At 53.2% G+C, this 13939-nt stretch carries 12 protein-coding genes; 1 reads left to right on the forward strand and 11 read right to left on the reverse strand.

Going from position 1 to position 13939, the window contains the following annotated elements; translation table 11 throughout:
- Window positions 1-62: 62 nt before the first annotated feature.
- From mraY to EDD53_RS14800, 9 genes are all read right to left on the reverse strand, one after another.
- Window positions 63-1145: a phospho-N-acetylmuramoyl-pentapeptide-transferase gene (gene mraY / locus EDD53_RS05160; RefSeq protein ID WP_123792096.1), complete on the reverse strand. Its 1083-nt coding sequence runs from the start codon at window positions 1143-1145 to the stop codon at window positions 63-65.
- A gap of 52 nt (window positions 1146-1197) precedes the next feature.
- The gene (locus EDD53_RS05165; RefSeq protein WP_123792097.1) at window positions 1198-2619 is read right to left on the reverse strand and encodes a UDP-N-acetylmuramoyl-tripeptide--D-alanyl-D-alanine ligase; all 1422 of its coding nucleotides are present in this window, start codon (window positions 2617-2619) and stop codon (window positions 1198-1200) included.
- A complete protein-coding gene (locus EDD53_RS05170) occupies window positions 2616-4088 on the reverse strand; it encodes a UDP-N-acetylmuramoyl-L-alanyl-D-glutamate--2,6-diaminopimelate ligase (RefSeq protein ID WP_123792098.1) in 1473 nt (490 codons plus the stop codon). The genes EDD53_RS05165 and EDD53_RS05170 overlap by 4 nt, the downstream gene beginning before the upstream one ends.
- A gap of 45 nt (window positions 4089-4133) precedes the next feature.
- Window positions 4134-5909, reverse strand: coding sequence for a peptidoglycan D,D-transpeptidase FtsI family protein (locus EDD53_RS05175; RefSeq protein ID WP_123792099.1), 1776 nt, complete (start codon window positions 5907-5909; stop codon window positions 4134-4136).
- On the reverse strand, window positions 5906-6262 hold the full coding sequence (gene ftsL / locus EDD53_RS05180; RefSeq protein WP_123792100.1) for a cell division protein FtsL: 357 nt from the start codon (window positions 6260-6262) through the stop codon (window positions 5906-5908). The genes EDD53_RS05175 and ftsL overlap by 4 nt, the downstream gene beginning before the upstream one ends.
- The gene (gene rsmH / locus EDD53_RS05185; protein ID WP_123792101.1) at window positions 6262-7266 is read right to left on the reverse strand and encodes a 16S rRNA (cytosine(1402)-N(4))-methyltransferase RsmH; all 1005 of its coding nucleotides are present in this window, start codon (window positions 7264-7266) and stop codon (window positions 6262-6264) included. The genes ftsL and rsmH overlap by 1 nt, the downstream gene beginning before the upstream one ends.
- Before the next feature lie 9 nt (window positions 7267-7275).
- Window positions 7276-7761 carry a division/cell wall cluster transcriptional repressor MraZ gene (mraZ, locus tag EDD53_RS05190; RefSeq protein WP_246002253.1) on the reverse strand — a complete coding sequence of 162 codons (486 nt, stop codon included), beginning with the start codon at window positions 7759-7761 and terminating at the stop codon, window positions 7276-7278.
- A gap of 719 nt (window positions 7762-8480) precedes the next feature.
- Window positions 8481-9569 (reverse strand): Mrp/NBP35 family ATP-binding protein, encoded by a 1089-nt coding sequence (locus EDD53_RS05195; RefSeq protein WP_123792103.1) that lies wholly within the window; start codon window positions 9567-9569, stop codon window positions 8481-8483.
- On the reverse strand, window positions 9560-9790 hold the full coding sequence (locus tag EDD53_RS14800; protein WP_170162684.1) for a hypothetical protein: 231 nt from the start codon (window positions 9788-9790) through the stop codon (window positions 9560-9562). Before EDD53_RS14800 ends, EDD53_RS05195 begins: the two co-directional genes overlap by 10 nt.
- Before the next feature lie 74 nt (window positions 9791-9864).
- Here EDD53_RS14800 and EDD53_RS05200 point away from each other — a divergent pair, with 74 nt between their 5' ends.
- Window positions 9865-10080 (forward strand): DUF1127 domain-containing protein, encoded by a 216-nt coding sequence (locus EDD53_RS05200; RefSeq protein ID WP_123792104.1) that lies wholly within the window; start codon window positions 9865-9867, stop codon window positions 10078-10080.
- A gap of 577 nt (window positions 10081-10657) precedes the next feature.
- Here EDD53_RS05200 and EDD53_RS05205 read toward each other — a convergent pair.
- Together EDD53_RS05205 and EDD53_RS05210 are read right to left on the reverse strand one after the other, a co-directional pair.
- On the reverse strand, window positions 10658-13093 hold the full coding sequence (locus EDD53_RS05205; protein ID WP_123792105.1) for an ATP-dependent helicase: 2436 nt from the start codon (window positions 13091-13093) through the stop codon (window positions 10658-10660).
- Window positions 13094-13194: 101 nt separating this feature from the next.
- Complete coding sequence (locus tag EDD53_RS05210) at window positions 13195-13815, reverse strand: MarR family winged helix-turn-helix transcriptional regulator (protein ID WP_170162685.1); 621 nt, start codon at window positions 13813-13815, stop codon at window positions 13195-13197.
- Between the last annotated feature and the right edge of the window lie 124 nt (window positions 13816-13939).

Below are 13939 nucleotides of genomic sequence, written 5' to 3' on the forward strand. Positions count from 1 at the left end.
AGAAAAAGCCTTCACCCGATGGGCAAAGGCTTTCTGATGTTTTCCTGTGGCGCGAGGTCGGATCAGCGCAGTTTCAGCGTCGCGAGGCCAATCAAAGCCAACACCAGTGAGATGATCCAAAAACGGATGACGATGGTGGATTCGGCCCAGCCTTTTTTCTCGTAGTGGTGGTGAATAGGCGCCATCAAAAACACGCGTTTGCCTGTGCGTTTGAAATAGAGCACTTGGATAATCACAGACAGGGCTTCGACCACGAACAAGCCGCCGACGATGGCCAAAACGATTTCGTGCTTGGTCGCCACAGCAATCGCGCCCAATGCGCCGCCAAGCGCCAGCGATCCTGTATCGCCCATAAACACGGCAGCGGGGGGGGCGTTATACCACAAGAATCCAAGTCCACCGCCGATCAAAGCAGCGGTAAAGATCAAGATTTCACCCGTACCAGGCACGTAATGCAGCCCCAGATAATCAGTGTAATCCACACGGCCGACCACATAGGCAATCACGCCTAAGGTGCCAGCGGCGATCATCACAGGCATGATGGCCAGACCATCCAAACCGTCGGTCAGGTTCACGGCATTGGCAGACCCCACGATAACAATCACAGCGAAAGGCACGAAGGCAAAGGATAGGTTGATCAAGACATCTTTGAAAATCGGCAAAGCCAGTTGATTGGTCAGCGCTTCAGGGTGCAAAATCGTTGCCCAGATGCCTGCAATTACAGCGATACAAAGCCCCAAAGCTAGGCGCAGCCTTGATGAAACGCCTTTGGTATTGGCTTTCGACACTTTCGCGTAATCATCAGCAAAACCAATCGCTCCGTAAGCGAAAGTGACAAACAAAACCAACCAAACATAGCCATTATCAAGGCGCGCCCATAGCAAAGTCGATGTCAAAAGCGCCGTCAAAATCAGCAAGCCGCCCATAGTTGGCGTGCCCGCCTTGGCAAAATGGCCCTCAGGACCGTCATCGCGAATGGGTTGCCCCTTGCCTTGACGACGGCGCAGCATGTTGATCAGCGGCTGACCAAAGATAAATCCAAAGATCAGAGCCGTAAAAAAGGCCCCGCCTGCGCGCATGGTGATATAGCGAAATAAATTGAAAAAATCACCGCCATCCGACAGTTCGGCCAACCAATATAACATGTGTTCTTATACCCCGTAAGTTTGACGCGCAGGCCTGCCCGCGCGCCGCTTATTATCTGTGCAGCGGATGCCCCAACTTGCGAATGCCGTCAACCAGCTGGCTGACCTTTGATCCTTTTGACCCTTTGACCAAAACAACATCGCCTGCATCAACTAAGTGGCGCAGATCTGGTAAAATTTCGGTGGGACTCTGCGCGTAACTGCCGCGTTTTTGCAATGGAAGCGCATCGTAAAGTGATTTCATCAAGGGACCGATGCAATGCACAACGTCGATGGCATTGATCCATGGCGCGGTTGCAATGCCAGCGTGATCCGCGTGCTCACTTGGGCCAAGCTCCAACATATCGCCCAAAAAGGCCACCCGCCGCCCCAAGCGCACGCGCCCAATACCATCCGTGACACGTGATGCCGCCAAGACTTCAAGACTGGCCAGCATGGACGTGGGATTAGCGTTAAAAGCGTCATCCAACAGTTCAAGCGTTTGGTCAGTTTCGACAGGATCAAGCAAGATTGTTTCGCGTGCACCGCGCCCCGCAGGCGGAGACCAAAGGGTCAGATCGCGGGCGGCCAAAGTCACATCACCGCCCAAAGCCTGCACAACGGCCAAACAGCCCACAGCATTTGTGGCAAAGTGGCGCCCAGCAGAGCTCAGGCGGAACAGATGTTGAATCCCCTCGACATCCGCTTGGGCCACGGTTGCATCGCCCGTCAAAGATACAGAGTGCAAAGTGGCGTCATTGTGATGCGCTTCACCAAAGGTCAATGTGGTCCCCTGCCAAGCGCTGCGCAAAATGGGCGTCACATCAAGGTCGCCATTTATAATAGCGGCACCATCTGCCACAAGCCCTTCGAAAATAGCGGCTTTTTCATGGGCGATGCCTTGGATATTCTCAAAGGCTTCCAAATGCGCAGCGGCGACTGTCGTGATCATCGCCACATCTGGACGCGCCATTTTAGACAAAGGCGCAATTTCGCCAGGATGGTTCATGCCGATTTCGATTACGGCAAAATCCGTATCCGCAGGCATGCGCGCCAAGGTCAAAGGCACGCCCCAATGATTGTTGTAACTGGCTTCGGCGGCGTGGACTTTGCCTTGCCCCGCCAAGATGGCGCGAAGCATTTCTTTGGTCGATGTCTTTCCGACTGACCCCGTGACGCCGATCACTTTGCCTGACACCCGCGCGCGCGCTGCACGTCCCAGATTTTCTAGGGCTGTCAAAACGTCATCGACAATCAATAAAGGCGCATCAGCGCTCACGCCCTCAGGCACATGGCTGACCAAAGCGGCCCCCGCCCCTTTTTCCAAAGCCATGGCAACAAAATCATGCCCATCACGTGCGGCTTTGAGAGCGACAAAAAGATCGCCCTTTTCAATCGTGCGCGTATCAATGGAAACGCCTGTTATGTCAAAATCACACGTCGCGCGACCGCCAGTGGCGCTGACCGCATCCGCGCAAGTCCACAGCGCGCTCACAGCGCACCATCCAAAGCAGCAACACTGATGGAAGCCTGCTCCACATCATCAAACGGATAGGTCACATCGCCGATAATCTGACTGGTTTCATGACCCTTGCCGCAGACAATCAGCGCATCGCCAGCCTGTAAAGCATCCACTGCGCGCAAAATGGCTTCAGATCTATCAGCCACTTCAATGGCATTCGGCGCGCCTTCCATGATCGCCGCACGGATTTGCGCAGGATCTTCAGAGCGCGGGTTATCATCGGTGACAAAAACCACATCTGCATGTTCTGCCGCCGCCTGCCCCATCAAAATACGTTTGCCCGCATCGCGGTCACCGCCTGCGCCGATCACAGCAACCACGCGCCCCATCACATGAGGACGCAACGCTTTGATCGCCGTGGAAACAGCATCGGGTGTATGGGCGTAATCCACGAATACAGCGGCGCCATTGCCGCGCGTTGCGGCATGCTCCATGCGTCCCCGCACACCAGTCAGTTCGGTCAAACAGGAAAAGACTTCTTCTGGATCACCGCCGCTGGCCATGACCAGCCCCGCGGCAGCCATGACATTATCGGCTTGGAAGCCGCCAATCAAATTGAGACGCAATTGATAAATATTGCCGACAAAATCCACTCGGATGTCTTGGCCTGTTGCATCAAACCTTTGACCTAAAATACGTAAATCCGCAGCATCAGAGCGCCCAACCCGCATGACATCAATGCCGCGTTCGGCGCAGAGCGTTTCCACTTCAATGCCCTTCGCGTCATCAATATTGACAACCGCGACACCGTCTTCACTTAAAATGCGGGTAAACAAACCTGCTTTGGCGGCAAAGTAATCTTCGAATGTGGCGTGATAATCCAAATGATCTTGGGTAAAATTGGTAAAGCCTGCCGCGACCAAACGCACCCCATCCATTCGGCGCTGCGCTAGCCCGTGGCTTGAGGCCTCCATCGCGCAATGTGTGATGCCTGCGGCAGCCGCATCGCCCAACATTTTGTGCAAGGTAATCGGTTCGGGTGTGGTGTTGGGGCTGGGGCATTCCCAATCGCCTTCAACGCCTGTGGTGCCCAAATTGATCGCGTCATAGCCCATGAGCTGCCAAATCTGGCGGGTAAAGCTGGTGACCGAGGTTTTGCCATTGGTGCCCGTAACGGCGACAGTCGCCTGCGGCTGTTGACCAAACCAGAGCGCTGCGGCATAGGCTAAAGCTTGCCGTGGGTCTTCTGCGATCACAACGGCAGGGTCATATTCCGCGATACAGTCGGCTGCGATAGCCGCGCCCTGCCGATCTGTCAGAATCGCAGTCGCCCCCATGCGTAAGGCATATTGAATAAATTCACCGCCATGCACATTCACGCCAGGCAATGCGGCAAACAGCATGTTTTCTTGGACTTTACGGCTATCAACCGCCAAACCACTGATGGGCAAATCGCGCCCTGCTTTGACAGTTAAACCAAGTTCGGAAAGCGTTTTTGCCATGCCTGCGCGTGCCTTTGACTATAATCGTTTTGCTACGCGTAGAGTTTACTGCGCCAGCGCGAGGGTTTCAATATCGGGTCTGATCCCCAAAACAGGCGCGACACGACGGATGATTTCACCCGCAACAGGCACAGCCGTCCAACCCGCCGTGCGGCGGGGCTTTGGACCAGAGGTTTCCACCGCCTCATCCAAAGTGACGATCAAGACATATTTCGGCGCATCGGCAGGAAAGACTGACGCAAATGTGGTGATGGTTTTGTCATCGTAATACCCGCGTCCATTTTCACGCGGCTTATCGGCTGTCCCTGTTTTGCCGCCCACTTTATAGCCGCGCACGTCACCAAAAGATGCCGTACCTTCGGCCACAACAGCGCGCAACATATCACGCGATGCTTTTGACACTTCTGGGCGCACCACGCGGGGGCCTTTTGGCATCGGTCCTTGGTGTTTGATCAATGTGGGCGTGACCCGTGTACCACCGTTGAGCAATGACGAATAAGCAGCCGCCAAATGCAAAGGCGATACAGAAATACCGTGGCCGTAACCGATGGTTAAAGTGGACAATTCGGACCAATGCGGCGGCAACAATGGCTTTGCGCCTGCCGCTTCGGTCAATTCCACAGGTGTGGGGTCGAAAAATCCGAGAGATTTCAGAAATTCTTTTTGACGCGTCACACCGATTTGTTGCGCTACATGAGCTGTTGCAACGTTGGATGATTTTACGATCATATTGGTCAGACTGAGGTTTGGCCCATAGTTATGACCTTCGAATTCACCAATGCGGTGTTTGCCCCACCGAAAGGGTGGCGTGGCGGGGATCAAAGTGTTGGGCGTCATAATACCAAGTTCCATCGCCTGCGCTGCGGCAAATATTTTGAACGTGGACCCAAGTTCATAAACCCCTTGCACCGCGCGGTTAAAGCGTGGGTTGTCAGACGCATTTTGTCCAGCAAAGGTCGGGCGACCGTTTGGATCAAAGTCAGGCAAGGACACCATAGAAACGATTTCGCCTGTATTCACATCCATCAAAACTGCCGCAGCCCCTTTGGCATCAAGCAAGTGCATGCCGCCAAACAGAACTTCGCGCATGGTCGATTGCACCGACAAATCGATAGACAGTTGCAACGGCTTATCGCCATTCGCAGGATCGCGCAGATAGTCGTCGCGGTATCGTTCGATGCCCGATTGCCCAATGATTTCCGCGCTCATTACGCCTTCGCGACCAAATTTTGTACCGCCCAAAATATGCGCCGCCAATTTACCGTTTGGGTACAAGCGCGACTCGCGTGGGCCAAACAGCAAGCCAGGATCGCCGATGTCATGCACGGCTTGTTGTTGCTCAGGTGCGATTTGCTTTTTGATCCATAGAAATTTGCGCGATCCTGTAAAATCACGGATCAAGCGCTCTTTGTTCAGATCAGGAAAGATTTTGACCAGCTCGTTTGCCGCGTAAAGCGGATCGATCATTTCTTGTGGTTGGGCGTAAAGGCTATGCGTGGTGCGATTGGTGGCCAAGATGCGACCATTGCGATCCAGAATATCTGCACGCGCGGCCAAAATCGACGTGCCTGTCGTGACGGCGCGTGGTTCTTCTGGGGTGGTTGCAGCCACCTGCCCCATGCGCAACCCCACGACAACAAAGGCAGATACAAAGCACAGCCCCAAAACCAACAAGCGCCCTTCAGCGCGCAAACGCGTGCTATCGCGCATTTCTTCGTGACGCAGCCGCAGGTTCTCGCGCTCGATCGCATCAGGGTTTTCACCTGATGATCGGGCTTTTAAGATACGCGCCAAAGGGCGCAGCGGCGTGCGCATACTCATGGGTCGATTGCCTCCAAGCTGCCAACAACACTGACAGGGTTTTCGAGTTCGGATAGGATATCTTCTTCGATTGGAAAGTTCACTTGCTCAACAGTACCGAATTGTTCAGGCATCAGCGGCAAAAGCCCCAAACGATCAAAATTCAATTCCGCCAAATCGCGCAAACGACTGGGGCGGTTCAAATAGGCCCATTCAGCGCGCAACACGGCCAGCTCTTCGCCTTGATGGCCGATTTCACGCTGGACTTGGCTGACATTGCGCAACACCTCTTGGGTGGCGTAATTTTCTTTATAGGCCCAGACTGCGAGCCCCATGACAAACAGTGCGGATAGAACAATATAAACAGAACGCATTAGCGAGCACCTCGTGACAAAACAGGTTTCGGCAAACCAAGACCTTCACGTTCAACATGAACGAAAGGGGCAGACGTCCGTTGAGCAACGCGCAAACGTGCAGAGCGTGCGCGTGGGTTATGTTCAAGCTCGTCCTCATCAGGACCAATGGCTTTTGACAGTTTTTCAAAAGCAGGGGTTTTCTCAGCCATCACCGGCGCATAGCGCGATCCACCGCCCCCTGTTGATGACCGTTCTTGCAAAAAGCGCTTCACCACGCGGTCTTCCAAGGAATGGAATGTAACAACAGCCAGCTTTCCGCCAGGCTTTAGCGCACGTTCTGCCGCTTCAAGCCCTTCGATCAGCTGACCGAATTCGTCGTTGATCGCGATACGGATCGCTTGGAAGGTGCGGGTCGCAGGGTGACTTTGTCCTGGCTTTTTGCGTGGCAAAATACGTTCGATCAGACCTGCCAATTGCAATGTCGTCGTAAAAGGCTCTTTTTGCGCACGGTCCATCACGATGGCTTTGGCGATCTTGCGCGACTGTTTTTCTTCGCCGTAGTGAAACAAAACTGATGCGATTTCTTCTTCATCGGCGGAATTGACAAAATCAGCAGCAGATTGGCCATCTTGCGACATGCGCATGTCGAGAGGACCATCTTTCATAAACGAAAAACCGCGTTCAGCCAGATCAAGCTGCATGGAAGACACGCCCAAATCCAAGACAACCCCGTCCAGATCCTGCGCGTATTCGTCCATTTTCCCAAAGGTGCCCAAGACCAATTTGATCTTGCCGTTGTAGTCGTCAATCCAGTGAGACGCCAAATCATGCGCCAAAGGATCACGGTCTACACCATAGACGAGCTCTGCGCCCTCTTCGATCAGCCCTTTGGTGTAACCGCCTGCCCCGAAAGTGCCGTCCAACCAACGGCCAGACACAGGCGCGCAGTGACGCAACAAAGGGCGCAATAACACAGGGACATGTGGAGCATCAGGGTTTTCTGTTTCAATAGGATCAGTCATCACTATCCCCTATGCATCGTTCAAAAGGCTCAGCGGGTCGAAATCTTCGCCCTGCTCAGCAATCAAAGCAGAAGCGACAGAGGCGTTCTTGGCCTCAAACACTTCAGGCTTCCAAATTTCAAACGTCTCGCCCATGCCACCAAAATAAGCCATACCTTCGAGGCCAATTTTATCGCGCAAGGCTTGCGGCAAAACCAAACGCCCATCAGCATCTACTTCTGTCGGGCGGGCTTTGTTTAAGATCAGGCTTTGCATGATTTTGCGCTTGTCAGACCCGCGCGGCAGGCTGGCAATCTCAGCGGCCAAAGCGCGGTAGTCATTATATGTATAGACCTGAAGCTGTTTTTGCGCGTCATGCCCGTAGACGATGACCATACGCGGGCGTCCAGTTTCAGCGGCTTGAGGATCACCCTCTTCAAGTTCACGACGAAAATCGGCAGGGATCGATACACGTCCCTTTCCGTCCACCTTAAAGGTGTGTTCGCCAATGAACATGCCGGCCAAAGCGGCGCTCCTTATTCTTGTGCCCAACTGATTTGGGCGGGTTCAACTGCGCCCCTTACCTGCGGGACATTTACGGAAAACGGCGAATTGAGCTGCTGCCACTGCTCAATTCGCCGCTCTATCCCGTTACCGGGGACCCCATGTTTGGGGCTATGTCCAGCTGCGCGCGCCATCTGGGGGGATGTCTGCTCGCTCGCGCGCCGGATCTCTTGATCTTGATGAAAGCGGGCGCCTGTATGAAGCCTGACTTAATTTTTATTATGTTCGCGGTTCTTGATGTGCCGCTCATTTCCCGTCTCATCCGATGACTTATTCATGCCACGGGAATTCATGGTAATCAATGGTTTTATTTGGGCAAAGCTGTTTCAAAATTGTGACGCGACAACGCAAACAGGCGGACAAAAACAGAACATCACATTTTTGTTACTACAAATTGATGCAGCACGAAAAATTAACACCACATATAGACCGGTGCGAATGGTGATTTTTTCTGAAAAAACTGCGCAGAATCGATTTCTACTGCTTAAAATCCGAACATAGACCCAAAATTGAAGCAAAAACCATGGCAGTACCATCATTTCCCAGCCGACATAGCGCTGAATTTCTCAATTTCCATAAAATCCCATCACGGGCCTTCACAGACCTCACAAAAAACGCGCGAAACTGATGTTCCGCGCGTGAAAATTGCCAGCGTCCCTACAGGGCGAAACCTAAGCGATACCGCCTTTGATCAAGCGATCTGCAAGGCGCATGTATGGCTCAGCCAAGGCTTCATCCTGTGCCACCACAGGCGTACCACTATCCCCCGCCAAACGCGTTTGCAGCGACAAAGGCAAGGCTGCCAAGAAAGGCACGCCGATTTTCTCAGCCTCTTTCGCCACACCGCCATGACCAAAGATATGCGCCTCATGCCCACACTCAGGACATATATATGTAGACATATTTTCGATGAGGCCCAAAACAGGCACACCGAGCTTTTCAAACATCGAAATACCACGGCGCGCATCGAGCAAGGCCACATCTTGCGGCGTCGAAACCACGAGAGCTCCTGTCAGTTCGGTTTTCTGGCTCAGCGTCAGCTGCACATCGCCAGTGCCTGGCGGTAAATCAATCAGCAAGACATCCAACTCGCCCCATTGCACCTGACCTAACATTTGCTGCATGGCCCCCATCAACATAGGACCACGCCAGACGATCGCCTCACCTTCTTCCACCATCAAGCCGATCGACATCATCGTAACACCATGCGCATGGAGCGGCTCGATCGAGGTGCCATCTGGGCTTGCAGGTTTTTTCGACACACCCATCATGCGCGGCTGAGACGGACCATAAATATCCGCATCAAGCAAACCGACCTTGCGACCCAGCTTTGCCAAGGCGACAGCCAAGTTTGACGAGACCGTGGATTTACCAACCCCACCCTTGCCTGACGCGATGGCGATAATGCTTTTCACGCCTGGCACACCCTGCTTGCCTTGCTGTGGCGTTGGGTGACGACCGATCTTTAGGCTGGGCGCAGCATCTGGCTTTGCGGCCGGTGCGGCAGGCGCTCCGCTATGCGCTGTCATGACAATAGAGACCGAAGTGACCTCTGAAAGCGCTTTGAGCGCAGCCTCTGCACGCGCACGTGCTGATTCCCATGATCGCGCCGCTGTGGCATCAGGGGCCTCAAGCACAAAAGAAACAGCGCCCTGTGAAACAGTCAGCGCCTTGACCACGTCATTTTGCGCCAAAGTTGACCCGTCGGGCAAAGCAATGTCGGCCAGAGCCTTCATAATAGTGTCATGGTTTAATGGCATATTGGTGTCCCTTTTTGCGCAGTTACGGCTGAAATACGGGCAATTGCCGCGCGATACCACCATATCCACCCAAAATTCGCAAAGAAGTTTTCAAAGCGCTTAGAATTTAGCCCGACTGCACGAAAATAGGTCAGCAATTGGTATGCATTTTCTGCATGGCGGCAATGATCATTGTATGGATTGTGCAAACGCAGCAATGCTCTAAATTCAGTATCAAGCAAGGCAACGAAGACATACGGTCTTCCAGCCACAGACGCACCACGGGCCGAAGCCCACACAGTTAAGGTTTAAGATTATGGCATATGTAAACACAGCAGCACCAGCCAGCCTTGGTTTCGCAGCACGTTTGACTGCAGTTAAAGCATCTTTGGCACAGCGCATCGCCGACTACCGCGTTTACCGCGAAACTATGGTTGAGCTTGAAGCCCTGTCAGATCGCGATTTGAACGACCTAGGTATCGGTCGCTCAGGCATCCGTAGCATCGCTCTTGAAGCAGCATACGGCAAATAAGTTTCTAATATCAGGCCCCTCCTCCTCCCTTGGGTCTTGATGAAGACGGCGGCGTTTTCCTCCTCCCTAACGCCGCCGAAAAATAGGAATTCACGGCTTCCTCCTCCTCCCTGAAGCCCTGAAGACCACGCGGTGAAGCTTCCTCCTCCCTGCTTCACCGCAAAAATTCGGGCTAAACGCCCACACGGTCTTGGATCTCTCCTCCTCCTCCCTGAGGGATCTAAAGCAAGGCGGTGATGTCTCCTCCTCCCTGACATCACCGCACAAAATTCGGGCTAAACGCCCACACCTTCTTCGGTCTCTCTCCTCCTCCCTGAGGGACCCTAGGCCAAGTGTTCGCATCTCCTCCTCCCTTGATGTGGACACTGTGAAAAATATCGGACCCGATCCTCCCTCGTGGTTCGACATATCAGCACCCACGCCTCTCCTCCCTTGGCGTGGGTGTTTTCATATCCAGCTTTTCGTTTTTGGGCCGCGCCCTAGGTGCTGGCTCTCCATATGAAAAAAGCCCCAAAGCAAAGCTTTGGGACTGTCAAATCTTGTAAACTGTAAAATCGACCGATCCGCTGCTTGTAGCCTAGAAAGGCGCATCATCCGCTTGAGCGGCGGGTTTGACGAAACTTGCCACCAGCTTTTTCGACCCAGCGTGATCGAACTCGATGGTCAACTTATCCCCATCGACACTCATCACCTCGCCGTAACCAAACTTGATATGAAAGACACGATCGCCAATGGTGAAAGACGACACCGCGGCCATATTCAAAGTCACAGGTTTGGCGGCAGGTGCGCGATTGGCGCGGTCTTGCAAACGCCGCCATCCGGGTGAATTATAAACATCCGCATCGGCCATGCGGGACTCGAAAGAGCTAAAGCCATCATCAAATCCACCGCGTTGACCGCCATAGCGCCCCCCCACGGCTTGCGGCGTTAGCACGTCTATATGGTCACTGGGGATTTCATCGACAAAGCGCGACGGCATTTGCGTTTGCCATTGGCCAAACACAGGGCGATTTGAGGCAAATGAAATGGTGCAAAGCTCTTCGGCGCGCGTGATTCCCACATAAGCCAAGCGCCGTTCTTCTTCCAAACCGCTTAACCCGCTTTCATCCATAGAACGCTGTGAGGGAAACAGGCCTTCTTCCCAACCGGGTAAAAACACGACAGGAAATTCCAAGCCTTTGGCCCCATGCAGTGTCATAATCGTCACTTTGGGGTCGGCTTCATTGGCATCATTATCAAGGCTCAGCGACACATTTTCCAAGAACCCGTGTAGGTTGTCATGTTCATCCAAGCCCTTGACCAGTTCTTTCAGGTTTTCCAAACGGCCTGGCGCTTCGGGGGTTTTGTCGTTTTGCCACATGGTGGTGTAGCCGCTTTCATCCAAAATGCGTTCAGCCAGTTCCACATGGGTGATTTCAGCAGGCACGCAATCAACAGATTCGACCACCGCTTCGTCATCATCAAGGCCCGGATAGCGGATTTGCTGTTCGGCCAAATTGCCCCATGCATCAAGCTGGGCAACCAATTCCGCGACAGCGCCCTTGGCTTTGCCTTTCAAAAGCCCCTCTTGCACAGCCAAACGCGCACCTTCTTTCAAAGACACGCCATTGGTGCGGGCCATCGTTTGGATATCGAGCAAAGCCTTAGGTCCAACGCCGCGCTTTGGTGTGTTGATAATACGTTCAAACGCCAAATCATCTTCGGGCTGCATCACCACTCTGAAATATGCGATGGCGTCACGACATTCCAAACGCTCATAAAACTTCGGCCCGCCAATCACGCGGTAGGCCAAGCCAATCTTTAAAAAGCGGTCTTCAAAGGCGCGCATTTGGTGCGAAGCGCGAACAAGAATGGCCATATCTTCCAGTGAAAATTTGCGCAAACGCGCCCTTGCGCCACCTGCCATGGCTTCGATTTCTTCACCGATCCAACGTGCTTCGTCTTCGTAATCGTGATGACCGATCAGGCGGACCAATTCGCCCTCGGGTTCGGCTGTCCACAGGTCTTTGCCAAGACGGTTGGAATTGCCCGCGATCACCCCAGAGGCTGCGGCCAAAATATGTGGCGTCGAGCGGTAATTTTGCTCAAGCCGTACAACTTTGGCGCCAGGAAAATCCTTTTCAAACCGCAAAATATTGCCAACTTCAGCCCCGCGCCAACCGTAGATAGATTGGTCATCATCCCCCACACAACAGACATTTTTATGTGCGGCCCCAAGCAAACGCAGCCACATATATTGCGCCACATTGGTATCTTGGTATTCGTCCACCAGTATGTATTTGTACCAGCGCTGGTATTGCTCCAGCAGGTCAGGATGGTTTTGAAAAATCGTCACCATATGCAGCAACAAGTCACCAAAATCGCAAGCATTTAAAGCCTTTAGGCGATTTTGATATTGCGCATAAAGTTTAACGCCATAGCCGTTAAACGCCTCGTCATCAGTCACTTTTGCAGGCGTCAAGGCACGGTTTTTCCATGCATCAATCACCCCAGCGAGTTGGCGCGCAGGCCAACGCTTTTCATCGATACCTTCGGCTTTGATCAACTGTTTAAGCAAGCGAATGACATCATCTGTATCCAGAATGGTAAAGTTGGATTTCAGCCCAACCAAATCACCGTGGCGACGCAACTGTTTGACACAGACTGAATGGAATGTGCCGAGCCACGGCATGCCCGCGACAGATGTGCCCATCAGATCGCCCACACGTTCCTTCATTTCGCGTGCCGCTTTATTGGTAAAGGTCACCGCTAGAATTTCATTGGGGCGGGCGCGCCCTGTGTTCAGCAAATGCGCGATTCGGCATGTCAAAGCTTTGGTTTTGCCTGTGCCAGCGCCTGCCAGCATCAAAACAGGGCCATCCATGGTTTCCACGGCTTCGCGCTGCGCGTCGTTTAATTGATCCAAATAGGGCGTGGGCCTCGCAGCCATCGCGCGCTGGGAATTGGAAAGCCCCTGCGGGGCTTGTGGGGCTACGGCTGCCTCGAAGGCGTCTTCTTCATCAAATCTGCTCATGAGCAACAGGTTACTGCAGGTCGCCGTCTAGGAAAAGCATGTTCTGCAATTGTTCACACAAGAATGGGTAAAAAACTGCGCACAGACTGATGGTCACAGCGCTAGGGCGCATCGCGTTGCGCCGCATCATCGCGCACAATGGTTTCCAAGGACTGCACAAAGCGCTGAAATAGAGTTGAAAAGCTTTCGATATCTTCTGGCGCCCAGCCATCAAAGACCTGTACCATCAACATCCACTTAGATCGGGTGAACTCACGTAAAAACCCATATCCTTTGGGTGTGACCTGCAAGACCGATTTGCGCGCATCCTCTTGATCGACAGCCCGCATCACATAGCCGCGCGACACAAGGTCTGCCACGATCCGCGAGGCGCGCGAAGGATCAACCTGCATCAATTCAGCCACCACACCGACGGTGGGTGATGCGGGCTCTGCTCGCCCCACTCCGTTTTCGATATGGCTGACACAGACAAGCCCCTGCAACAACGCAGGTTCTAAACTATCGCTGAGCCCTGTTAAAACCTTACCGCGAAATTCTTCGCGTTCCCACATGCGCCGCCACCGAAAATTGGCAACATCAAAGTCCAACAGCGCTTGGGACGCTTGAGGAGAAAAGCCCTTTTCGGCCAAGAGATCAGGCACACCACTTTTAATGCGCGGGTCGCGCGCTGCATTTTTGAGTGCGAAATCTGTAACGGTTGGGTTTTCGATCTTTTGTGTCATGCGGACTAGGTGACATAAGTTACATGCTATCGTCAAGTGTGTGTCAAAAGCACATATATGCCATTGACACATAAATCGCAAAGCCATAAATCTTGCCCAAGGCTGCCTTTATTTTTCTGGTGGC

Origin of the sequence: Pacificibacter maritimus (assembly GCF_003814915.1) — a bacterium.
In the GTDB taxonomy this organism is placed as follows: Bacteria; Pseudomonadota; Alphaproteobacteria; order Rhodobacterales; family Rhodobacteraceae; genus Celeribacter; species Celeribacter maritimus.

Excerpts from the sequence above, each read along its gene's own strand:
- mraY (WP_123792096.1), bottom strand. The coding sequence starts at position 1,145 with ATGTTATATTGGTTGGCCGAACTGTCGGATGGCGGTGATTTTTTCAAT.
- EDD53_RS05170 (WP_123792098.1), bottom strand. The coding sequence starts at position 4,088 with ATGGCAAAAACGCTTTCCGAACTTGGTTTAACTGTCAAAGCAGGGCGC.
- EDD53_RS05175 (WP_123792099.1), bottom strand. The coding sequence starts at position 5,909 with ATGAGTATGCGCACGCCGCTGCGCCCTTTGGCGCGTATCTTAAAAGCC.
- ftsL (WP_123792100.1), bottom strand. The coding sequence starts at position 6,262 with ATGCGTTCTGTTTATATTGTTCTATCCGCACTGTTTGTCATGGGGCTC.
- rsmH (WP_123792101.1), bottom strand. The coding sequence starts at position 7,266 with ATGACTGATCCTATTGAAACAGAAAACCCTGATGCTCCACATGTCCCT.
- mraZ (WP_246002253.1), bottom strand. The coding sequence starts at position 7,761 with ATGTTCATTGGCGAACACACCTTTAAGGTGGACGGAAAGGGACGTGTA.
- EDD53_RS05195 (WP_123792103.1), bottom strand. The coding sequence starts at position 9,569 with ATGCCATTAAACCATGACACTATTATGAAGGCTCTGGCCGACATTGCT.
- EDD53_RS05200 (WP_123792104.1), top strand. The coding sequence starts at position 9,865 with ATGGCATATGTAAACACAGCAGCACCAGCCAGCCTTGGTTTCGCAGCA.
- EDD53_RS05205 (WP_123792105.1), bottom strand. The coding sequence starts at position 13,093 with ATGAGCAGATTTGATGAAGAAGACGCCTTCGAGGCAGCCGTAGCCCCA.
- EDD53_RS05210 (WP_170162685.1), bottom strand. The coding sequence starts at position 13,815 with ATGACACAAAAGATCGAAAACCCAACCGTTACAGATTTCGCACTCAAA.